Source organism: Bacillus andreraoultii (genome assembly GCF_001244735.1).
Classification (GTDB): domain Bacteria; phylum Bacillota; class Bacilli; order Bacillales; family Caldibacillaceae; genus Caldifermentibacillus; species Caldifermentibacillus andreraoultii.
Window position 1 is genome coordinate 389491 of record NZ_LN868936.1, and the last position, 22688, is coordinate 412178.

Genomic DNA, 22688 nt, shown 5'->3' on the forward strand with positions numbered 1-22688 from the left:
GTTATGTAGACAATGTCAAACGATATTTCAAGAAAAAGTAATCAAATTAGCCATTTAGATAAAGGAAATCTTGGAACATAACTTTTTAAGCTAGTTTTAAGCACCAAATCATACAAAATGTTCGTTTCACCTTTTAGTGACATGAGAAATTTTTTTAAAAAAATAAGGATAAAGAATATGAATTAATCTTTACCCTTTGTTGATGCTAGGTCTATCTACTATCACTTATATTTCTCATTCTCTTCGTAAGAATATTTCTTATTCCTTTCATTAATTCTATGGTTTCTTTAAGAATATAAATTGAAATAATCTCTTTGGCTAATGCTGCTTCCAACTTACTCTCGAGGCCACTCAATGCTTCTATTGCATGATTAAAAAACCTGAATTTTACTGGAGCGTAAAGTTGATGTCCCTCTGCTATATTGGCTACCGTCGAAGTTGCACAAGACCGGATTCCGTATAAAAGGTCCCTCTCCTGCCAAAATTCTCGTTGCCTTGTAATCTCATAAATTCTTCCGACTAGCAATAAGGCATTCTGATAAGCTCCAAATTTTTTAACGTCAGGGGTATAAGGATTAGGCAAATCTATCCCCTTACCTTCATTGTCCCTTAAATGACACAAGGTTTTGGTTAAGATGGACACGACTTGGTTTGCCAAATTATCCAACTCATCATATTGACCTTGTGTAATATATTTTTGTCCCAATGAAATTTGTAACCATGCAGATGTTTCTTTTGCCGAGCCAACGCTGATACTATATTGGTAAAATTTCTCTCCAATAAATCTCTGTTCTCCGATTGCAATCCTGTCTTTTATTGATGTAGAACTTCTCTCGATTTGATTGACAATGTGCCGCTTCTCATAAGATGGGAAACTTTTGCACAGCTCATAGATTTTTTCTTCCAGTTCCTTCGCTTTCTGATAACCAATAAATTTTTTCACATCTTTTACTTCCAGATATTGTGTTTGTTGCTTTTTGGTTTTATCTTCTTGTTTAGATTTTTTTGAGTGGAATGTTTGATGATGATAAACGATAGGCTGTCCATTGAGGGTTTGAATATTGAAGGTTTCTTCGAGGTTGTCGTAAATTTGATTGGCTCTGTAAATACTTAGATACTTCTCTATTAGAAAGTCCTCCGGTTCCGACAAATCCGTCATCCCCTTTAAAGCCCATACCAATCCCTTTTCAGCTAGTTCATTTAGATACGCTCCAACGTCAATAATGTTAAACGAAACTTGTTCCCTTTTTCTCCGATACGATTCCTGTTCTTGTTCTACTATTCTATTCAAATTGAATCATCTCCTACTTTTTATTATAAAGTCGGCAGACCTATTTGCCCATTCAGTACAAAAAAGATAATAGCATTAACGTTCTGCCTTCATACGTATTTCAATAAATTTGATTGGCTTCTGAAAATTAGAATAAGAGAGGCTAATGAAAATTGTCAATGATTATTGAGTCTAGATTTGGTTTTTAGGTTAGTTCAAATGATAGAATGCAAGAGGCAATAGGTGGGATTCTACGCATTAACTGCTAACTTCTTTTCAATTTCATCGAATAACTGATCTGAATATAGTGGAAATAAGTAGCAAGTTGTTATTCCTTCGACATTAGCATTATAGTCCTTCTTGAAGAAAGTAACTTTTTGTTTTTCACTGAACAGTAATCCTATTTCATTAAATCTTTTTACTGCACTTGTAAATCTACTGGATGTTACTCCAATTTGTTTAGCATATAGTGTAAAGTAAGATACTTCATTTTTATCTTTCATTGTAGTTCTAATGTACTTTTGACCATGATCCAGCATTTTTTCAAGTACATCCAAGTAGGTTTTAACTTTTTTGAATATTTTCGGATACTTCTGTTGAAAACTTTGATTTCCAAATTGGGCAAGTATTCGTTTATTCTGTATATACTTGTCTCGCTCTTTACGTTCCCAATTGACATCTTCAAAAGATACATTCAGCAAATCAATCAATTCCTTTCTTACAAATTGGCGTTGCTGTGTATATCCTTTTCCTTGTACTTGTGGGAAACAAAGTAGCAAATCAAAAACCGTATAAGCAACCGCTTCATCAAATGGTGCACCGGTAATATATCTATATTTTCCTGAACCATCTTTACCGATCCATGCCTCGTTTCCGTCAAATATTTCACATGGAAAAAGCGTTTCCTCTCTTACTTCCTTTAAATTTGCAAAAATCATCGGAAAAACATTACATTCCATGACTGAATTTTCAAATTGATCATGACCATTTATATTCTTAAATATGGAAGAGGCATCAAACTTCCGCTTCTTCCATTTTGAAGCCTTGTCACTTTTGAGTAATTCATTTTTTACCATTATTCTTTCATCAATAAATGCAGTACGGTATGGATGTAGTTCTCTTGAAATTTTCATAATTACAGTTCTCCTTTTTATTTATATGTTAAGATATGGATTTCTCGGGAATTCAGATATTTGGTTCATCTGGCGAGCATTGAGAGGAAATTAAAATATTCTCAGATCGGAAGATAACTGTCATTGAACCAATGTTTCCTTAAAGAATTTTATCCATTAATGCTGTTTTTGGTTGAATATGAATGGTAGGTTGTTTTTAAAACTGAAGATGAAGCAAAGCTGAAGTTTTGGGGGTAACGGATACATTCAAAGTTAAAGGTTTAGTTCCTTTGAAAGCCGAGTATAAATAGATTTCATTTCATTTATATTTAAAATTTGGTCTTTGGCAAGGATGCGATTCACCCTGTTATGTTTACCATCTTCATACTGGTTGTCTTCAATTAAGGTATGAAATTTAGCAAATGTCCCTTCTGGCATTAAAAATATCTCGTTTTTCCCTAGAACATCGCCATCTATCCCATCCTTACAGTATTTTATTGATTCCAGAACCAAATAGCCAGTGAGTAACTTTTCATCATTCAGTGCGTATATTTCAGCATAATCGCAATCGTAATTTTTGCCAGTAGCATATTTGTATATAGGCTCAAATTCGAAAGTATTGTTCATTAGTTCAAGTTCACTTGCTGCAAAATGACAATTGTTAACGTGAGGTATTTCAACTAAATATTTGTTGTACATGTTATTTTTCTCCCTTTTGTTTCAATTTTTAAGTCCAACGACAATTATGGAATTATGGATAACTTCTATTTTCCCTTTTCTCATCGTTAATTTCATTTTATTACCTACTCTAAGATTCTAACAATTTTTTAGGTCTTAGCATGTCTTAGCTTTTTATTGACATTGAGTTAGTTATGTCTTCGGATACAACTCTTTCAAATGGAATCTTTAGGGGTAAAGGGAGTGCAAACTATTACGCTCCCTTTTTTCATTTCCTGAAAAACCAATTTTACAATGAGGCAATTATTGAACCTCTGATTTTATCTTAATTTGATTCCAACAAACTCCACCGCTCTTGATTGTGAGCCTAAATGTTTAGCCACACCCTCACTAGAAAATTGACTTGTGAGTTGCTCGTAAAATTCACGCTGAGAAACTGCATTTAATTTTGCATCTAAACACGCTTTTTTATAGGCAGTATAAAGGGTTTTTCCAGATACACTTGATGTGGATTTAAATTGACAATACTCTTCAGCAAACCATAGAACATTGTTATTTTGTCTCATGTAATCTAACATCAAGTTTTTAGCTTCATCACTTTCGGTAAACACATAATTGTTGTCAATTAATCGTTTCAAGCCAATTAAAGCCCATTGAACTATGCCTTTCCGCTCTTGGAATAGAACATTATTTAGATTTCGATCAATATCTTTTTGGGAAACAACGTTTTGGAAGGGGATTAGAACCAATCTTCTGTAAAATCCCGAGGTTGGGTCAACGAAATTCGAGGGTAGTTTGTTTGTGGCGAAAAGGAATCGTGCTGCATTCTTGAAGTCAAATCCTTTTTCAAACTTATCTTCTGCGTGAATTCTATCTCCGGTAACTAACGCTTTGAATACTCCTGTATCTTTAACAGCACCTTGAGGAAGATCGGAGTATGAATTTAGCAGTTTTCCAACCAGTCTGACAGTGGAGAATTTAGATCCTAAATCTTGAAAAGGAATATTTGAAACATAGTCGTATCCAATAATTTTTTCAATAAGATCAATTAGCACTGATTTCCCCGTATTGCCAGGACCATACAAGATAAATGCTTTCTGTGCCTTCATTTCAGTTGTAATTAGATATCCCATCGTTTCTTGGACGGTTTTTGCATCTTCGTTAGTTAATGTTGTTTTGATATACTCAAGAAATCGTGGACATTGTGCGTCAATATTGTAATCAACATTTAATTGAAACGCAGTTTTGTAGTTTTGAGTGTAGGGTCCAAATGTATTAGTTGCAATGTCATATACACCGTTTTTGAAGTTGATTTTTCCCTTCATGCGTTCAGGGTCTGTTAGTCCGTCATCTTTAGGGATTCTTTTCAAAAGGAGTCTTTTGGTTTCTTCGATATCCTTATTTGTCAGAAACTTTGGTGATAGGTAATCCAAAATTTCACGTTCAACTTTACCAATGTCCATCTTTTGGAATATACCTCCGCCTTTTTCCTTTGCATAAATCATTGAGTTACACATGAGATAATCCATTTGTTTCAACATAGTCGTTGCAAGAACATTGGGCAACAATTTAAGACCCCTACTGGTTTTTAAATAGTGTTCTGGAAGTTCTTTGGAGTTTTCATCGACCTGACAGTTTAGCTTAAAATGATACTGTTTAATTTCATCCAATCGTGTTGCTTGGACCCATGGCGATTTTGGTTTCCAGGTTGGGTATCCTTTTAATGGTACAATGTGGTTTTTGTCAAAGTAGTACACCTTGATATTTTTAAATTGTTGGTTGCCAGTCAAAGACCCTTTAGCAACTAGTATCAAGGATTGTTCAACAATCTCTCCATAAAATTCTCCTTCAAGCATTTCAATGGTTTTACTGGCCACGTCAGTTAATTCTCCATCTGAATCTAACGCATCTTGAATTTCAATCGAAAAGTAGGGATCTTCCTTTTTTAAAACTAATCCTATCCCAGCCTTTCTGTATTCAGGTGCATTTTCCATTAGATCAAATGCCTTCTCAAAAGACATTAAATTAGTCGAATCACTTTCATCTACGGATTCCCCAGTCACTGGATCTGAAGCAATGATAATTTTTTCTTTCCCAATATGCTCAGTTTTGGTACAAACCCAAATCGGAGCCTTTCCTAATTCCTCTGGTAGTTCATAATTCATAGTTCTTTCTTCAATCATGATAATGGTATCCTCCCTATATATTGTTGTTCATCACCGCATTGCCCAAGGGCAACGTTCAGTGAAAATATAATGGGGAAATCTCCCCATTAATAAGTTTTAATATAAGGTTTCAACGCTTCCGATACTTTATCTATTACTATTATTATATTTTTGTCCTTTTTTGTTAGCCAATACTCATTTAATATTGGTAAAGGGATAGATATATCTGTATTATACAATGATTTAATATTGATGTTTTCAAGTGATGATTTTATATCATCTATAAGGAGATTATACCTGTCTACCATTACTCTCACATCAAAGAAAAGTCTAAATTCTTGATCTACCAATTCAATTAGGTATTGCTCATTTACCAGCAATTCAATTAATTTCAAAACATATCCTTCTGCACGATTTTCAAAGTAACTCGGCTCACCCAATAGTGCTATTTCATATAGGTCGATGATAACTTGACCAATTAAGTCCTTTTGGGCACCAGACATAGAAAACTTTTCTTCTTCCGTTTTCACTTGTATATTGAGGTTGTTCCAATTATCAGGGATAACTACTGGTGAATAATTATCCATTTCATTCTGAAAAATGTGACCCATATCAAAACTTTCTAAAACCTCTTCGAGGGAGAGCCTCAATGCCTGAATAAGTGTTAAAACCACAGCAACACTTGGTTCTTTTCGAATACCGTTTTCTAACCTGTTAAGGTAACTTTCGCTTAGACGATGGCCAACTTTGTCAGTCTCATCTGCTAACGTAACGAGAGACCAGTTATTTGATTTCCTTTTCTTACGAATCAGTTGACCAAATCCAGTTCCTTTCTTTTCTTCCAAAGGTCTTCACCTCCTTGGAGGTTGAATTGGATTCATCTTTAATTATATTTTTACACGAATATTGCCCACAGTCAACAATTAATTGTTTAAGTATTTTTTAACACTACAATTTACTCCAAAATTATTTAACATCATGCAATTGAAAGATATTTTGCTTGTAATGATCCATATTTTTATTGTACTACCGATTTGCCACGTATCCAAATTTTTAATGCTCTACCTCAAATTAATTGCCGAAATGTAGCATTGTCAACGTTATTTTGGATACTAACTCAATCATTACGAGTAAAACGAGTGGTTTATTCAACTTCACATGCTATTAAGTGAAATTAAAACCTTCATTCAATGAAATTAACGACATTTACTTGAGTCCCCGTACTATATAAATTCTCCGATTATGGAAAACTTACTTATTAGAGAAATCCGAGTTACATGAATAATACAAATAACCATGGTTATACACCCTATCCTTATGACCTTTGAATGAAGCCTTTTTAGGCTAATACGAGTGAAACGAGTATATTTTTTCACTTTAATTTAATATTTTATTAACCCTACATATGAATTTTTCATCTCTATTAACGAAAAAACAATTATTGATGTTACCACAATACCTCCGTTAATCATAGAAGACAGAGCTAATACAATTACGAGTAAAACGAGTACAACTTTTCATTATATAATTACACATTAGAACAATAATGACCTTAATTTATATATTTCAACCACATAAAATATTAAAGATCCCTTAATCCAAAACTATACAAAGAAAATTACCATAATTTAATTAACATCTATTAATATAGCATAGTTTTGGAAACCTTTACTCGTTTTACTCGCCTTTTAATAAATGCTTCATTCACCAACATAATTAAGAAGTAGGATTAAATACAAGATTTTTGTTTCCATACAAATAATCAACAAGACAAGTTTTACCTCTATACACTCGTTTCACTCGTACAAGGGATTATGTTTTTTAAATAGTTCTTTGGATGAAAGCCTCTTACTCAACTATGTGCATAGTGTTTTTTGACATCAAGGGAATCTTTTTTCTTTTGAATGAATATCAATCCCTTAATTAGTAAATAGACCCGATTTAAGTTAAATAAAAGAATCTTCAAATAGAAACCAAACAAAGAGTTCAAGTATTTTGCATATAATTAGAGTATGCCTATACGCTCGTTTCACTCGTAAGTGAAATGAGTATACCTTGATCCAAATTAAGTAAATATTCCATTATATGAATGCCTAGTACTAAACTTTGTAATGATGTTTTTGACATCAAGGGCAGCATTTTCCTAATAAGAAAAACCTATATCTTAAATAGGGAGTATCTCCGAAGGGTCCAAAATAAAGGAATCATCACAGGTAGCTTAAATGAATTCAAGTAATAGATTAGATTAATGCACTCGTTTCACTCGTATATCCGCTTTTTAGTGAAATTAATCTTTTGATATCCATAAAACGTTGTTCATTTTCCACATTTAGTGATTCTGAATTAACAAGTTGCCCTCCTATCTCACTTGAATGGTTTGAATGAAGCCTTTCAAAAATTAAACCATTAATTGAAGTATGCTTAAAACTAAACCTATTAAAGGCAAAAGAAAAAAGAACCGATGAACCGATTCTTTCCTTAAAATGTATATTTAATTTAGCTAACCCCCAATGCTTTAAACACCGCATCAATTGGATCTGAATAAAACACCGGCTGCACTTTTACCAATAAATCTGGTGGAACTGTCTGCAAATCCATAACTGATGCTGCAGGTACTAGAACCTTCTTAGCACCAGCATCTACGCAAACTTGTAACATATTAGCAAACTCTTCCACTTTAGAAATAGTGCCCCCAACTGTCATGTTTCCAATGACAACCAAACTATCAAGTGTTGGCTTACCCAATGCACCAGAACAAAGGCCAATCAACTCAGCAATAGCCAACTCTTCTGTTAAACCTATTCCTTGTAAGTCAATGATGTGCATGAGGTAATCTTTCGTCTTTGTACTAATGGTGTTACTGATACTTTTGCTGTTGGCGGTGAAAAAGCGAAATGCTGTATCCAAACTTTCCTTTGCTCCACGATTTGAACCAACACCTGATTTATCAAACATACCTGCAATAAAAAATGCTATAGAATTACCGATGATTCAGCCACCGTCATTCAATAGCATTTCCTTTATTTTATTACCTTTTTAAAATCCTCAAGATTCTTTAGTATCCTTCCAAAGTAAATCATAATCTCATACTTATCCCAATTAAAGCCACATAGTAGTATGACCAATCTAGTATTTAGTAATGCCCTTCTTTGCCCCACTTCAAGTCTGTAAATAAACGAGGCTGATAATTTCGTTTTGTCTGCCAATTCATTTAGGCTCATCCCAAGTTGTAATCGTGTGTTCTTAACATACTCACCAAAATCATTTAATGCTAATTCTATCGCATCTTCATTAACCATATCCTTCTCCTCCATTTCTGTTACTGGCATTCACCAGTGCCTGCTTTTTATACTTGCCCCATATACTACTCGACTCGGAGGTTATTTATAACTCTACTAAAATATGGAGAAGTTTAATTAATAAATAGTTAAATAGTTATTAAACAGTTGCGAGTTGTCTAGTATAAAAGGAATAAAAAATGTTGTAGAAAAAAAGGAGTTGATGTGCTATGAAATATGAAGAATTCCAGCAAATGGACCTAATTGAACGTGTAGAAATAGTTAACAACTTACTGACTGAAACGCAAGATTTAAGAGAGGCTAGTAAAAGGTTAGGATTAAACTATAGCTCTTTTTGCAAGGAGATGCGTGTCGGAGGTTTCGTATTTAATCAATCAAAGAAGCAGTACGAGAAAACCTTTTCAATTAGAGAATACAAAAGCATCCAAAGACACATAAACCAAAGCGAAGATAACAGTGATGTAATGCTGTTTATCACAGAGCACTTTGATGAGTTGAAAGAGCTGTTGAGGATTCATTCTGACCAGTTAGTTTTGAATCCGATGGTTTATGACCCTAGTATTGATTCGGTATCAAAAACATTCCAAATTAACTCCCTAATTTACCAAGATTTCTCGGACTTATGCTCTACTAAGTTCGCACATTTACGAAATCGAGATATTGTTTCTCAATGTCTCTATGAATTTACAAAGAGATATAAAGAACAGCCCCCAATTGAATAATTTTCGGGGCTGTTATTAATAATCTCTCTATTTTATTTTTTTGTATAAAATCTATTAAGAGATTACAATTTCATTAGTACTATCTATTTACCAAATCCCTAAAGGTTCCGTCGTATAATTGAAAAATCAGCTCAAGTACTTCTTGGTCTAATTCTGTTACAAACTCAATTTCATCCTTCTTTTCTTCATCATTATTCATAAGTTTTCACCTTTTAAGTATCTTTTTATTAACGGCTTTGGAATCGAGGATAGAGCCTTTTCTACACCCAAATTGTAAACAATTAAAGTCAATACATCCATCAACTCTTCATCGCTATACAAAAGTTTCCCTTCTCTCGGCATTTCCCATTTCTCTGGGAGATAAGATGCTACAATTTCATGATTCAGTTTTTGTGGCTCCATTTTCAACTTTAATACTGGCCTTTTCTCCTTAAATTCAAATTCTTGCCAATATATTTCTTTGAGTTCTTCAATTGAAATAGATAAATTTTTAATCAAATTGCGGTCCTCATTTAACCTCTTCTGAAAGTATGCTTCAAATTCTTTATCATTCTTCATTTATGCACTCCTTTTTCTTAGTACAAACGTTATATATTGATAATTCTATTTCCTTTTTCAAAATGACTTATTATTATTTAATGTAACAAATAATTAGTAGATGAGTAGCAATAGAGAGAACTTGTTGCACGAAAATCCATATAGGTGTTAATATGCTAGTGTGACTACGAGAATAAGAAAGTGAAATAGTAAGATTGTTATTTCAATGACTGGAGGAATGGCCGTTGAACGATTCTGAAAAATACAGTCTGCTTGCTGATGTATTAAAAAACCAACACCATGCAATAGATTATATGACGGATGACCAACTAAAGGACTATATTGAATTAATGTCAATATTTCTCAAAACCAATGATCCAATCCATCAGGAGTCATCACTTGCTACAATGAAGTTAATAGTTAAAAATACTATGAAATGACCCTAAACTGGTCGCTTTATCCTTCTGTTTTTTTGGCGGCTTTAATCCACTTCATTCATCTAAAATCCAATATAAAAAATTTGCTCGCATCCTGAAATAGGAGTTTGCGGGCTTTTTATTTTTTAACTATAGGAAAATGATTACAAATAGAATTCCTGCCATAAATAATATTGCAAAACAAGATAAATAAAGGAAAATTAGGGTTTTAAATTTCAATTTCAAGGATAAATTTAGAAATTTTATATATGAACATGAACAGAAAAAACTTAATCCATCCTACTCTTTATTTTATCAAATTGTATTATAGATTAGCTTATTGTGTCCATCAAGGTAATCCAAACCATTCCTTCTCAAAATCAGCTTTTGAGTTTGAATCAAAATAACGCTATAATTTTGATATAATCAACGATAATTTCAAAAATATTAATTTATTATAGAGGTAGATATGAATAATAGAATTTTATTTTCCCAAGACGATGTACGTGTAAACGAAATATGTAAATCTGACCCATTAATGGGTAAATTGATAGGATACATCGGTGATATCGAACTGAATTTAAGACGGGATTACTTTAAGGCTTTGACAAAGTCAATAATCGGCCAACAACTTTCCTCTAAAGCTGCGAGTACTATCTACTCAAGATTCGAACAGCTTCTTCAAAAGAATATCACACCGTCCTCTGTTAAAAAAATCAGTATTGAAGAACTAAGATATGTCGGTGTATCTAAGCAGAAAATATCCTATCTGATTGACTTATCTAATCATATACTTACAGGAGAACTGAATTTAGATGAAATTAGCCAAATGGGAAATGAACAAATTGTTAAATCATTAACTAACGTAAAAGGAATAGGTAAATGGACTGCTGAAATGTTTTTGATATTTTCATTAGGGAAAATGGACATACTTCCGCAAGATGATGTTGGCCTTCAACGTGCCGCTAAATGGCTATATTCATTAGATAAAGAAACGGATATAAAATCTTATCTTTTACAACAATCAAAGTTTTGGGAGCAAAATCCAGCTATCGCTTGTTTATATTTGTGGGAAGCAGTAAATAAGGACTTAATAAAAGAAGAAAACATTGAGGTTCTAATCAAATAATATAGAGACTCATCCATTAATTTTGTGTATTTTTGTAATTTTGATTAACTTTATTTATATGAACGAGTTGGTAATTAGAGGGGGAATTTTATGTTCTGTGAATGCGGAGGAATTTTGTTGGTGGTTGCTGTTGAAGAGTTACCAACTGATTTAGCTTCTAAAAAAAAGCAAGATTACAATCGTGTTTGTGATGTTCAATGTCAGAAGTGTGGTAAAGTGTATTATTCCCAACCTTATGATTACGGTAAAGCATTCAATATCGTAAAAAAAACAAAAAGTATAGACAGATGAATAATTCATTGAAAAACAGGGACGGCAATAGGAAACAGAAATATTTTATTTTTGTTTCCTATTTTAATGAAATCACCGCCATAAAAGAATAGTACTATGATTTCTTGAATAGGAATTTGTAATATTCAATGAAGGTTATTGGTGAATTTTTTTAACAAATCAATCCCGATGTTTTTTTCTGGACCTGTGTATACTAAACTAAAAATAACGTTTAAATTATTGGTTTTTGACAATTGCTTAATATAGTAGCCTTCACCGTTGCTATTTGGTGATAGGTAATATCCATCTCCGAAATATCTATCCGGCTTTTTTAAATCCACTCCTTTGTTCAACTTAATTAGAGTTTTCTTATTTTGAGGTATTACATCAGTTACTGCCAATCCGTATTGCTTTATATACTCTCTTAGCTCATTAATACAACTTTCAATTTTATATTGTGCAACATCAGTAGATCCACTTTTCTTTCTTCTTACAACCGCAGAAACATCAAAGAAGTCTTTTATATCATCAATTGGTAATATTACCTTATAATCGGATAGTTTGTTTGAGGTGATAACAAAATAGCTATCCTTTCTTTTATAATGATCTGTTATCCATTTAGCAAGTATTTTTTTATCAATATTTATTTCTATTGCCTCTTGACCTTCTGGTGTATATTGTTCCTTATTTTCATTTAGATGGTCAATAATTGCTTGGGTATATTCATTATTCTCGAATTTACTCACAGGTGACAACGAATACAAGTCATTACCTTCTATTAAGACAAACTGGCCGCTCTGGGACGGTGAATACTTTGCTTCAATAGAAAATATATATTTACCTCTATCAAAAACCTTTATATCACTAGAACTAGAGTTCTTGCCACCTTCTCCTTGAAAAGTTATTGGAGAACCTTCAAACAATTCATTCAAATAATTACAAGAGTCAATTTCAAATAATTCCCAATTAGCCTTTTTTCCCACTCTAATGTCCCCTTTCGTTATGGAATAATTGTGTAACATCGACTTCTAAAGCGTTTGCAATTTTCTCAATGTTATCTATTGAAATGTTTCTTTCTCCTCGCTCCACCGCACCAATATAGGTACGATGTAAGCCACAGTATTCAGCAAGTTTTTCTTGCGATAACCCCTTCTTCATCCTGTATTTATGAATATTTTTACCTAAAACCATCCTGTATCTCATAGTTAATTACTCCTAATTGGTTACTATTTACAACATAAAAGAATGCTACTTATAAGTCGACAGACTATAAGTAGCATTCTTCATAAAGTAATTATTATTCTATAATTTCCTAATGTATGATAAACGATAAACCATAAGTAGACTTTTTAAAAAAGCAAACATTAATTCTGAACCTTCTAAAAAGTAAATACGAAAGCCTTCTCTACTTACACACATACATTGATAAGATTTCAAAAATAAATTATGCTAATGAAACAATTGTTATTTCTCCAAATCGAATATCATTTTATCTATTTTGCAGGAGCAATTTCTTTTAATTCATCTAATGTAGAAAATGCCTTTAAGTATTCGAATCCATAAAAGCCAGTTTTAGTTCCTCTCTGAAGAATTCTTTTATCCTTAACTAATTTATCAGATTGGTATGTGTTTAAAACATTTTTTGTAGCTAAACCACATAACACAACATGATTATCACTGACCTTAATCATTACTATTTCTGGTGAATACGAGTTTTTAAAAATTATAGGAAATGAGCCATATTCAACTGTTTTTATCCCTGTTCTTACTCCAATATTGCTCAAATCAGGCTTGTGATAATCATTCGAATTTCCAATAGTCCAGTCCACAATACCTTCTGTTCCAAGGTATTCTTCAAGTGCAACCTCCCCTAAAGTACCTGTATAATACCTTTTAAAATGGGATCTATTATCTACTGAATGGTGACTCTCTTTTTCTTTTTCCTTTATTAATTCGGTTACAAATTCATTTATCCTTTTCACCTTTGCTTCCGGTACAATTATTTTTTTGTATCTTTCTTGGAAAGGGAAAACATGAGTTTCATATGTAATCATTTTTATCACCTGAAAATTTTATCTTTTTTCTTTATAATAAAAAAATGCTACTTATAAGTCTACAGCTTATAAATAGCATTCAAATCTATTTCTTATGCAGTTATTAATTGTTGTTTATTATTCGAATCCGAAATTTCTTCTGTCAAAGCAGAATATATTTCTTCTGTTTCTACAATTGACTTTATAATATGCTTGAGTACATTAACAGGAACACTATTTCCGAACTGCTTCCAAGCCTGTCCATTACTTACCGGTATTTTAAAATCTTCTGGGAATCCCTGAAGTCTGGCACATTCTCTTGGATCTAGCTTTCTTACCTTTCCATTAATCAAATAGCAACCTGTTTTACTACCAGGGCCACCACCCTGAGCTGATAAGGTAATTGCATGGCCTAAATCGCTATAAATTCTTTCTCCTTGTCCACCTTTATTAATTGTACCAACTCTAATTGGCTTTAGTTGATAATCATTCAATAGAGAGGGCGTTGGAATCTTTGATTCATCAATAATCATATCATCTCTTCTTATTATATATTGCTCGGTTTCTTCATCTGGAAGAATTAGGTCTCTTAAAATAACTTGTTCATAAGTTGGTTCTGGGAAGTGAAATTCCTTTAGTTCTATATCTTTTCTAACGGCAATCATGTATATTCTCTCTCTATTTTGAGGTAATCCATAATGACTTGCGTTTAAAACTTTATACCAAAGATTGTAACCTATTTCATCCAATGTGTCCTTTACCGTTTTTAAAGTATTACCATTATCATGTTTTTCAAAATTCCTTACATTCTCCATAAACAATAATTTCGGCTGGTGATATTTTGCGATTCGTGCAACATCAAAGAATAGTGTACCTCTTGTATCTTCAAATCCTTTTTGTTTTCCCGAAATGCTGAAAGGCTGACATGGAAAACCTGCACAGAGAATGTCATGAGGTGGAATATCTTCCGCTTCTATTTTTGTTATGTCCCCGTCCGGCATTATTCCATAATTTTCGAAATAGGTTTTTTGTGCGTGTTTATCCCATTCAGATGCAAAAACACACTCTGCACCAAATGAGGACAAGGCAGTATGGAATCCCCCTATACCGGCAAATAGATCAATAAACTTTATACCTTTTAACGAACCTTCATACTCTTCAAAATGACTCATCGCAAACTTCCTTTACTTTTTATTTATCATTTCTCCTAATCCTAGGAACCTCACTCTTTGATAAGTTGCATAATGCGATCTATATAACAAATTACTAGCATCTCTTACTGATAATTGACTAGCATGTTTTATTAAAAAATCTTCTTCAACCTTCGTCCATCTTCTTCCAATATTAGGTGTATTTTTCGTGTATAAATATAATTCAAATGCTATTTCAAGGAATTCAATCAGGCTTATATTATGGGATTCAATCACCTCAAATATCGTGTCTTTCCCCCAATTTTCTTCAATAATTTTTTTCTTATCCAAATAGAACACCTCACGTTAATCAACGCTGGTCTTTATTGACCCTCGACTTGATTTCACTCATTTTTTTATAGAAACTGTCATCCAAATCAATTTCTAAATAGTTAGCAAATTTTGCTAAATACGCCAAGCAATCGGATAGTTCTTTCCCTATATTTTCTTTGTAAGTCTCCTTTGCAATTTTGAAGGCCTCTTCCTCATTTAAACCTTCTTCTTTAACAAGTTTATATGTCTTATTAAAAATAGACCTAAATTCTTCAGCAACCTCACCTATTTCGGTTGTTAGGAGCATATAGTTATTTAAAATTGAAGATCTTGATTCTTTATAGTTTTTATCTGAAATTTCCCAGTTCATTTCTTTCTGAAAATTTTTCAGGAATTCTTGTATATCTTTCACTTTCCGCACCTCTAACTAGATAGATATAAAATACATTCTATCATAAAAGCAACAAATTTTTTATCTACAAAAATATTCCTTGTACTCTTCGAGGATTTCCTTAACATATTCCCAAATCACAACATTATCATTTTCTACCTCAAAAACTTTACCATGCGACTTTGGTGAATCTATTTTCATCTGGTAGAAGTTACCCCGAAAATCCCTTACAAACGTATCTGTATGTTTTACCTCATCACTACATCTTCTTTCAAGTTCTGAAAAAGGTACAAACCCTAATTCACTTTCAACTTGGTAGAATGCTCTTATGATTCTATGATTATACTGATTAGGCTTTTTTGCCCATCTTGGAATTCTAATTCTTGCCTTTCCTCTATCTCTATTCATAATATCAGATTCTGGGGTATCCTTTGAAATTAATGTTTTGTATTCTTGTGAAGCCCTAGAAAAACTACTCGATATGTACTTCAACATACATTTTTCAATTACATCTTCTGCCTCTTCCTTATTCAACATTAATGCAATCTGAAATTTTTCTAAAATATCCTCGTTGATATTACATTGAAAAACTTTACTCATCCTCTACCTCCTATTTTTAGTGGAAATATACTAATCAATGTTAGATTACTCTAAATACTATATAGTACTAATTTTACTATATTTATAGTTTTTTACAACATTATTAAAACAAATAAAGCTGATTATATATGTTTATTTAATCTTATAGTCTTTACGGTTAGGATTGCATAATAAATACAAAATGCTGATGTACTATTGTTAATTTGCTCAACTGTCTAAGAGTACTCTGACCTCTTGTAAAATGTACAGTTATCTTTCCATATCTTTTAATAATAACTGTATAATTATCCATTTAACGACCATGATGTTATGATAGGCAATAAGAATGAGTTGGAGGATGTTTACAGTACATCTCAAAGGAGGGAAACCTTATAACATGAATTATTTAACATTAGCTGAAGTATGCAAGAAATTAGGATTAGATCGAAAAAAGGTACAAAATATGTGTGAAAAAGGTAGATTTCGGGATGCTTATCAAGATGAGTATGGAAAATGGCAAATTCCAAATGATAATTTTGTAACCACGAGAGAACAGGATGAAAAGGCTGCAAAAATCCTTCAGCATCTTGACAGGAAAAATAACGGTGAAAAGGATGAAAGTGACATCCCCTATATTTCCACAAAAGTAATAGGTGATTATTATCAGGTAGAAGAAGAAAAAGTGATAAGTTGGATTAAACAAGGCTATCTTTCTGGAAAGAAAATGAAAGGACAGCCGGAGAACTACTTGGTACCAAGAGAAGAATTTGAGTACCTTAAATCTAAAAGGGATAAAGATACTACAGAAGAGGAAATCAAGAAACTACTTGGTTCAGATTTTATGGACGATTGGGATGTTGAAATTGATGAATAAAGAAGTAACGAAGACAAGTGTAAACATTTTTATATCACCTCAAAAGTGTTAACATCTTTTAAATAAAATGTTGATTTTGCAAGGATTTGTTCAAGAAAAAGTGATACATTTAGCAACTCATTCTTACCTTTATTTATAAGAAAAGTGTACACACAATTATCTCTGAATATTTCATAAATTCTATTTATAGTCAATTCGGAGTGTCCTCTTGCGAATGCGAACACGTGTTTGATATACTATAAAAGTAATAGAGATATTTAGAAGGTGAAGTCAATGAAAGATCGAGGATTGAAAAAATGGAACGGTTTCTTTATTCCCCAACACATCTCCATGCTAAAAAAATTTGAAATTGAAGATATGAAGGTACAAAAGCCTGTACTAGACGAAGATCAATTGCATCAAATTAATGATATCCTTGTTGAAAGTTTAATGGATAGAGAGCAAATTCAACTGAAACTATGGCTTGATGGCATGATTGAGGAATTTGGCCCTTTTATTGCAACAAAAATAGACCCTTATCAGGGTAAATTATATGGATTATACCAGGACGACATTTGTTCATATTCCTTTGATAGTATCATCGGAGCTAAACGGTTATAAATCAAAGCACATATTGTGTATCATATGTGCTTCTATTATTATATGTATTTTATCCCCATTGCATACTGCTAGTTAATTAGAAAACTATCATTCTAGTACACAGCAAAAAAGTTCATAGATTCAATACTAATTACTTGAATAACTCCTTAGATTAATACTTAACTTTAAATAAAGAAAAGGAATTTGCATATTCAACCTACTTTATTGATCTATTTTACTTTCTATTTCTTCGAAGTATTTCTTTATATCAATTTGTGTAGCATTTGTTAAATCTACAGTTTCATTAAAATATTTTTCCCATAATCTCTTGATAGTGGAAATTTGTTTTTCTGTAGCTGGTTTTAAATCATTTGCCTTTTGAGAGTAATCACCAATTTTTTTAGACAAAAGTAAGTAATTATCTGGGATATTTTCATCAAGGGATAGTCGCTCACATAATGTTAAATATAGATTAACTTGTTTTTCACTTGGTTTCTTCTTCTGTAGCTTTTTCATTTCGCTCTCTGTGCTCTTTTTTAAATCTTCAGTTGTTGGAACATACTTGGCTTTTACCCATATTGTATCTTCATATTTGCTTACCTTTTTTATTTTATCATGTAACTCTTTAAAGAATTCATCCGGTATTTCTTCAGTTGTGACAATTGGATAGTCGTTTTCCCGCAAATACTGGTAAAGGTATTTATTCAACCATCGCTTAAAACTATCCTTCACTTTTCTCGTATTGGTTATCTGTTCCTTTTCGATAATCTTTAAGAGTTCTTCTATCTTGTTTGAAATTGAAAATCTGTCTTCTTCTCCAGTTATTTTAGGTTCTTCCCCATAAACTTTTTTATGTAAATGTTGAAGATATTCTATCTGCTCTTCTGAAGGTGTCCATTTTTCATTTTCAGAGTTTTGGTTAAATTTATTGAAATGAGGTCTCTCCTCAATAATCCTATCTCTCTCTTCTTCACTTGAAGCAGTAATTAATTTGTAAAGGTAATCTGTTTCATCTGTTCTCCCACCGAATTCATCTCGATAACCGGTGACAGCAGCAATTCTTAAAAAATTACTACCTTGTTCAAGCACTTCTAGTCCAGCATCCGTTAAATACTTGGCGATTCCCTTAAAATCTTCTTGGCAAACAAAACATTTATTATCTGTATGAATAACGTTTCTATGCCAATGAGCGAGTTTTGTTGCTGTTAAGTTAAATGTGCCATTTGAATAAGTCACTCAAATCCCTCCTCTGATTTTAATATTTTTGCTTTTTGTCTATCCGAATTATTTTAACATCCTTTTCCTTACGCTTTTGAATCTCCTTATTATATCTTCTGTGTGCTTCTTTATTACCAGCAATGGTAATTGTAGTAGACCTTTCTTGATAAATATCAGTATTTCTTTTAATATTTCGATATAACGCATTAATTTTCCGTTTAATGTAATCAGCCATAAAATATGTAACTACATCTTTGTCGCTATCAAAATCCTTATTTTCTACAAACCAATCAACAAGCCTTTCTACATTTATTTGATCGGGCATAACAAAATGACCATCAAGATATTTAGCAGAGCCAATTACGGTATCTACCGTATTAACTATTGACATTGTACAACTACTACCTAATTGCTCATAATGATCTTTACCTGAATATTGAATTGCATAATGTTTTATTAAAGCAACAGCAGTTTCTTCATCTGTTTCAATTTTCTTCAAATCTTCTTTAGTTAATTTTTGATTATCATCTAACATGTAATTCTCCTTTATTAAGGTATATAATACATCCACTTTCTCATCTTTAACCATGGATAAGCCACTTTTCCCCATATTAATTTCGATTTATTAAGGCTACAAATATCAATAAATTACCTATTTCATTTAGTATATAACTTGTTTTTCTATTCCACAAAACTTTATCCAAACGATAATAGAAATCCTTTTACCCGAAGTTTAAGAGATATTAAACACAAGTATATGTTTTAACATATCTATTGAAATGAATCTGAACCTTATTCCGTCTATGAATAAAACAACCCTATAAACATAAGGGATATCAACTTTGTTTCAACTGTACAAATCACTGGGTTTAAACATATAAAGCACCTGAAAAATGGCCTATCGAAAAATAGATAGGCCATTTTATTTATTTGTTTAACATACCCAAGGGTTATGTTTCGTTGAACCTTCCTAATATAAAATTAGTTTTTTCTTGCTCTCCAACTATTAATTAAAGCGGGCATGGAGCCTTAAAACTTTAAACGTTAGATTTAGAGCAAGACAACGTATACCTCTGTATATGGTATAGGGCAAGGTCAGTGCCAACTACGCCTTCCTAATTAGGCGATACTTTTTTCATTTCTTTCTAAACCACATCGGCTGTTTAAATAACACATCCACGGATTTTACTGCCAACTCAAATTTCTTTCTACAAATATTCTGTGCCCCATTAACGTCACGATGTATTTCTGAATTTGTAACATTACAAATGAATCTTCTTCCATTCACAATATGTCTTCCATCACAGAATGGGCAGTCCTGTGAAGTAAAATTTTCTGAAACAAAGTGTACTTTAATCCCGTTCAATTCACACTTATATTTAAGAATATTTTTAAATTCTCCGTAGGACCATTTAGATAGTTGTTGTCTTCTAACTTTCTTTATTCGCTTTTCCGGATCTGTTTTCGTCCCTTTTTCAATCCCTGCTGGGTCTCCAATTACTAGATCAGATACATTCTCATTAACCAAAAAGTCAATAACCATTTTAGTAGATTTATGAATCAAATAATCTATTTGTTGTCTACACTTAGCTTTTACCTCTTGACTTGCTCTATTATACTTTTCCCACTTTCTTGACCCCTTCTTTAATCTACTCATTTCCTTCGACAATTCTGCCAACACTTTATCACGATACTGTTTAATAGCACGGATAGCTCGTCCTGAAATTATTAACGCCTTATCTTCAGTTGCAATTGCCAAGCTATGAATTTCACCTAAATCACAACCAGCAGGTTTAAATACACTAAAAGGTTCCTTCTTCTGTACAGAAATTCCATAATGAAACCAATAAAATCCGTTTTTATAGACAATTTCTGCATATGAAATATTTGATATATCCTTTTGTGCTAAATTAGGTATTTCAATATAGTCATTTATTCGTTTCATTTTATTGCGTTTAAAATCCATTTCATACCTGTAATGTTTTAAAACTACTGTTTGCTCGCTGACTATCATCCCCGCTTGCTTATATGGTAAAGTGTAATATTTTTTCTCTTTCCACGGATACTTCGCTTTAGTATCTCCAGACATTTGTTTTTTTCGAGTAATCTCTCGAGCTGTATCATACTTAGCTACAATTGCTTGTACAGTTTGAGAATGTAATTCATATTTTATTTGACTAGATACTTTTTCTAAATCAGACATTGGTATCCGATGTTTAAAGATACGATAATATTCATTCCCGTACAAAACTATATCCGACCAAACTCTTTGACTAGTTATTTTCTCTAAATCAGACTTGGAAATCCAATTTTTAAAGATACGATAATATTCATTCCCATACAAAACTATATCCGACCAAACTTTTCCTGCCTCTAGCCGTTTTGTTTTTAATTTATTATAGAGATCAATATCATATGGAATTTTAAATTTATGTGTCAGTTTCATAAGGCACCTCCTTTTTTTACATTTTCATATAGATTTATCCGACTATTTACATTCATTCTATTCATTGTTACAATTCTCATTTCAAAGCAATCACCTCTTTATTTATCAGTAATCCCAAAATTTTCTTTTCTTAAACATACTTTTTTATTTTTTTCTCTAATTACTGTTTAATATATTTTTTATTTGGCAATTATATTAAGTTGAACAAAAAAATACCATTGAATATAGTCAATGGTATGGGAGTGGCTTGTATTTGGAGCCAAATTGGATAAGTAATTCAGTAGAATGGAATATTGAGATTGGTTTGACATTAACTCTGTTTGAATCCTTCAATTTAGTGAAAATGTTATTTGGTGGTTGGATAAGGGATTGACTGGATTTTTAACTTTTGAGTTAAAAAGAAAAAAACTGAACCTTTTATTGATCCAGCCTGAAATTATATTGATTTTTATTGGCAAAAAGCGATTGGATGATGATTGAAAAAAACATCCGAGACATATTGTTTCTCCACTTCTCTCTCCTCTCAGAAACAACCTAGTTCCAACAAGGAAGAACAAAGTTACCCGGGATAGGATAATATTTGGGAGACACTGGTTTGTCACCTAAAAGGACCTAATTTGTCCAGGAACTCTTGCTCGAACAATAAGATCCTCAGCAGAAACATGGGTGAAATATCTTTGACCATTTACCTCCCAAATCTTATCCACGATAATTGCATACTCATTTATGTCTTTTATTATAATAACTTGCCCCTGTTTCAATTCTTTATCTGTTTCGATTAATGTACCACCTTCTCCATTCATACGGTACTGATAAACTTCTTCAAAGTCATCAAATATTTTATGAATTTCATGGTAAAGTAACAAAAAAATCGCCCCTTATTTTTTCATTTTCTTCATTCAAAAGAATACAATTGAATCCTTTCGTAATAAACAATCTTTCATTCATTATTAATACTATCCCTACCATTCTTACCATTTAACGGGAGTATACACTTTTTTAACAGGAACTATCCCATTTATTTTAAATGAATCACATCGGATTTTACAAACAATCGAGTGGACTGCTTTTTCTTAACTCTTGTTTTTTCTTCTCTCCTACTATATCAACCAACTAAAATCCTTTACCCTCGCCCCAACACCCACTCATCCCAACTCCCACAAGGCCTCAACCCCATTTTCTAGCCACAAGGCAATGCTAAAAAGTTCTTCCCTCAAACACCCGATTTTCGCCTCTTTTTTCGGTTCTGGGTTGTATTGAATATTCAGTAAACATTAAAATGTTTTACCCCCAACAGAGAGAAGAATCAGGAGAAAAGACTGAATAGGCCATGAAAATTTCCCAAAAAAGCATGGAATTATATTGGATGAAAGTTGAGGTTATCTTCAGTGCTTACTCTTTATTCCTCCCTCCTCTTTCCTCCACTATCCTTATTGGACAAGGGATTGAACGGACTTCTTAACTTTTTGGTTAAAAAGAAAAAAGACTGGACCTGTTATTGATCCAG

24 protein-coding genes and 1 pseudogene are annotated in these 22688 nt (G+C 32.3%); 6 read left to right on the forward strand and 19 right to left on the reverse strand.

The window, feature by feature from the left end; genetic code table 11:
- Positions 1 to 211: 211 nt before the first annotated feature.
- The 7 genes and pseudogenes from BN2144_RS04840 to BN2144_RS04870 form a co-directional block, all read right to left on the reverse strand.
- Positions 212 to 1291 (reverse strand): four helix bundle protein, encoded by a 1080-nt coding sequence (locus BN2144_RS04840; RefSeq protein WP_033827187.1) that lies wholly within the window; start codon positions 1289 to 1291, stop codon positions 212 to 214.
- 230 nt (positions 1292 to 1521) lie between these two features.
- Positions 1522 to 2403, reverse strand: a complete 882-nt coding sequence (locus BN2144_RS04845) for a hypothetical protein (RefSeq protein WP_033827188.1) — start codon at positions 2401 to 2403, stop codon at positions 1522 to 1524.
- A gap of 252 nt (positions 2404 to 2655) precedes the next feature.
- On the reverse strand, positions 2656 to 3081 hold the full coding sequence (locus BN2144_RS04850; protein WP_033827189.1) for a hypothetical protein: 426 nt from the start codon (positions 3079 to 3081) through the stop codon (positions 2656 to 2658).
- A 299-nt stretch (positions 3082 to 3380) separates the two neighbouring features.
- Complete coding sequence (locus tag BN2144_RS04855) at positions 3381 to 5243, reverse strand: phage/plasmid primase, P4 family (RefSeq protein ID WP_033827190.1); 1863 nt, start codon at positions 5241 to 5243, stop codon at positions 3381 to 3383.
- A gap of 89 nt (positions 5244 to 5332) precedes the next feature.
- Positions 5333 to 6070 (reverse strand): helix-turn-helix domain-containing protein, encoded by a 738-nt coding sequence (locus BN2144_RS04860; protein WP_033827191.1) that lies wholly within the window; start codon positions 6068 to 6070, stop codon positions 5333 to 5335.
- 1651 nt (positions 6071 to 7721) lie between these two features.
- A pseudogene (locus BN2144_RS04865) lies at positions 7722 to 8183 on the reverse strand (protease Lon-related BREX system protein BrxL); the annotation flags it as partial.
- A gap of 62 nt (positions 8184 to 8245) precedes the next feature.
- On the reverse strand, positions 8246 to 8554 hold the full coding sequence (locus tag BN2144_RS04870) for a helix-turn-helix domain-containing protein (RefSeq protein WP_082195148.1): 309 nt from the start codon (positions 8552 to 8554) through the stop codon (positions 8246 to 8248).
- Between the two features lie 179 nt (positions 8555 to 8733).
- On the opposite strand from BN2144_RS04870, the gene BN2144_RS04875 reads away from it, so the two are divergent.
- Positions 8734 to 9246: a hypothetical protein gene (locus BN2144_RS04875; protein ID WP_033827194.1), complete on the forward strand. Its 513-nt coding sequence runs from the start codon at positions 8734 to 8736 to the stop codon at positions 9244 to 9246.
- A 195-nt stretch (positions 9247 to 9441) separates the two neighbouring features.
- Here the strand turns inward: BN2144_RS04875 and BN2144_RS04880 are convergent, their stop codons facing one another.
- Positions 9442 to 9804, reverse strand: coding sequence for a hypothetical protein (locus BN2144_RS04880; RefSeq protein WP_033827195.1), 363 nt, complete (start codon positions 9802 to 9804; stop codon positions 9442 to 9444).
- A gap of 224 nt (positions 9805 to 10028) precedes the next feature.
- On the opposite strand from BN2144_RS04880, the gene BN2144_RS04885 reads away from it, so the two are divergent.
- From BN2144_RS04885 to BN2144_RS04895, 3 genes are all read left to right on the forward strand, one after another.
- Complete coding sequence (locus BN2144_RS04885) at positions 10029 to 10223, forward strand: hypothetical protein (protein WP_033827196.1); 195 nt, start codon at positions 10029 to 10031, stop codon at positions 10221 to 10223.
- A 445-nt stretch (positions 10224 to 10668) separates the two neighbouring features.
- Entirely contained in the window at positions 10669 to 11328 is a 660-nt protein-coding gene (locus tag BN2144_RS04890; RefSeq protein ID WP_033827197.1) for a DNA-3-methyladenine glycosylase family protein, read from the forward strand.
- 90 nt (positions 11329 to 11418) lie between these two features.
- Positions 11419 to 11619, forward strand: a complete 201-nt coding sequence (locus BN2144_RS04895) for a hypothetical protein (RefSeq protein ID WP_033827198.1) — start codon at positions 11419 to 11421, stop codon at positions 11617 to 11619.
- A 125-nt stretch (positions 11620 to 11744) separates the two neighbouring features.
- Here the strand turns inward: BN2144_RS04895 and BN2144_RS04900 are convergent, their stop codons facing one another.
- The 7 genes from BN2144_RS04900 to BN2144_RS04930 all read right to left on the reverse strand — a co-directional run bounded on the left by BN2144_RS04900 (position 11745) and on the right by BN2144_RS04930 (position 16085).
- Positions 11745 to 12581 carry a PDDEXK family nuclease gene (locus tag BN2144_RS04900; protein WP_033827199.1) on the reverse strand — a complete coding sequence of 279 codons (837 nt, stop codon included), beginning with the start codon at positions 12579 to 12581 and terminating at the stop codon, positions 11745 to 11747.
- Between the two features lies 1 nt (position 12582).
- Positions 12583 to 12801, reverse strand: a complete 219-nt coding sequence (locus tag BN2144_RS04905; RefSeq protein WP_033827200.1) for a helix-turn-helix domain-containing protein — start codon at positions 12799 to 12801, stop codon at positions 12583 to 12585.
- 290 nt (positions 12802 to 13091) lie between these two features.
- Positions 13092 to 13652, reverse strand: a complete 561-nt coding sequence (locus BN2144_RS04910; RefSeq protein ID WP_033827201.1) for a hypothetical protein — start codon at positions 13650 to 13652, stop codon at positions 13092 to 13094.
- Positions 13653 to 13744: 92 nt separating this feature from the next.
- Complete coding sequence (locus tag BN2144_RS04915) at positions 13745 to 14803, reverse strand: DNA cytosine methyltransferase (RefSeq protein WP_033827202.1); 1059 nt, start codon at positions 14801 to 14803, stop codon at positions 13745 to 13747.
- A gap of 12 nt (positions 14804 to 14815) precedes the next feature.
- Positions 14816 to 15112 (reverse strand): hypothetical protein, encoded by a 297-nt coding sequence (locus BN2144_RS04920; RefSeq protein ID WP_033827203.1) that lies wholly within the window; start codon positions 15110 to 15112, stop codon positions 14816 to 14818.
- 19 nt (positions 15113 to 15131) lie between these two features.
- Entirely contained in the window at positions 15132 to 15506 is a 375-nt protein-coding gene (locus BN2144_RS04925; protein ID WP_033827204.1) for a MazG nucleotide pyrophosphohydrolase domain-containing protein, read from the reverse strand.
- A 60-nt stretch (positions 15507 to 15566) separates the two neighbouring features.
- Positions 15567 to 16085 (reverse strand): hypothetical protein, encoded by a 519-nt coding sequence (locus tag BN2144_RS04930; RefSeq protein WP_033827205.1) that lies wholly within the window; start codon positions 16083 to 16085, stop codon positions 15567 to 15569.
- 376 nt (positions 16086 to 16461) lie between these two features.
- On the opposite strand from BN2144_RS04930, the gene BN2144_RS04935 reads away from it, so the two are divergent.
- Complete coding sequence (locus tag BN2144_RS04935) at positions 16462 to 16938, forward strand: helix-turn-helix domain-containing protein (RefSeq protein WP_050632215.1); 477 nt, start codon at positions 16462 to 16464, stop codon at positions 16936 to 16938.
- Positions 16939 to 17211: 273 nt separating this feature from the next.
- Positions 17212 to 17538, forward strand: a complete 327-nt coding sequence (locus BN2144_RS04940) for a YolD-like family protein (protein ID WP_050632216.1) — start codon at positions 17212 to 17214, stop codon at positions 17536 to 17538.
- Between the two features lie 201 nt (positions 17539 to 17739).
- On the opposite strand, the gene BN2144_RS04945 is transcribed toward BN2144_RS04940, so the two are convergent.
- The 4 genes from BN2144_RS04945 to BN2144_RS04960 form a co-directional block, all read right to left on the reverse strand.
- Positions 17740 to 18753: a hypothetical protein gene (locus tag BN2144_RS04945; protein WP_033827206.1), complete on the reverse strand. Its 1014-nt coding sequence runs from the start codon at positions 18751 to 18753 to the stop codon at positions 17740 to 17742.
- A 19-nt stretch (positions 18754 to 18772) separates the two neighbouring features.
- Positions 18773 to 19324: a hypothetical protein gene (locus tag BN2144_RS04950; RefSeq protein ID WP_033827207.1), complete on the reverse strand. Its 552-nt coding sequence runs from the start codon at positions 19322 to 19324 to the stop codon at positions 18773 to 18775.
- Between the two features lie 546 nt (positions 19325 to 19870).
- On the reverse strand, positions 19871 to 21181 hold the full coding sequence (locus tag BN2144_RS04955; RefSeq protein WP_050632217.1) for an RNA-guided endonuclease InsQ/TnpB family protein: 1311 nt from the start codon (positions 21179 to 21181) through the stop codon (positions 19871 to 19873).
- Between the two features lie 602 nt (positions 21182 to 21783).
- Positions 21784 to 22047, reverse strand: coding sequence for a hypothetical protein (locus BN2144_RS04960; RefSeq protein ID WP_033827208.1), 264 nt, complete (start codon positions 22045 to 22047; stop codon positions 21784 to 21786).
- Positions 22048 to 22688: the final 641 nt, after the last annotated feature.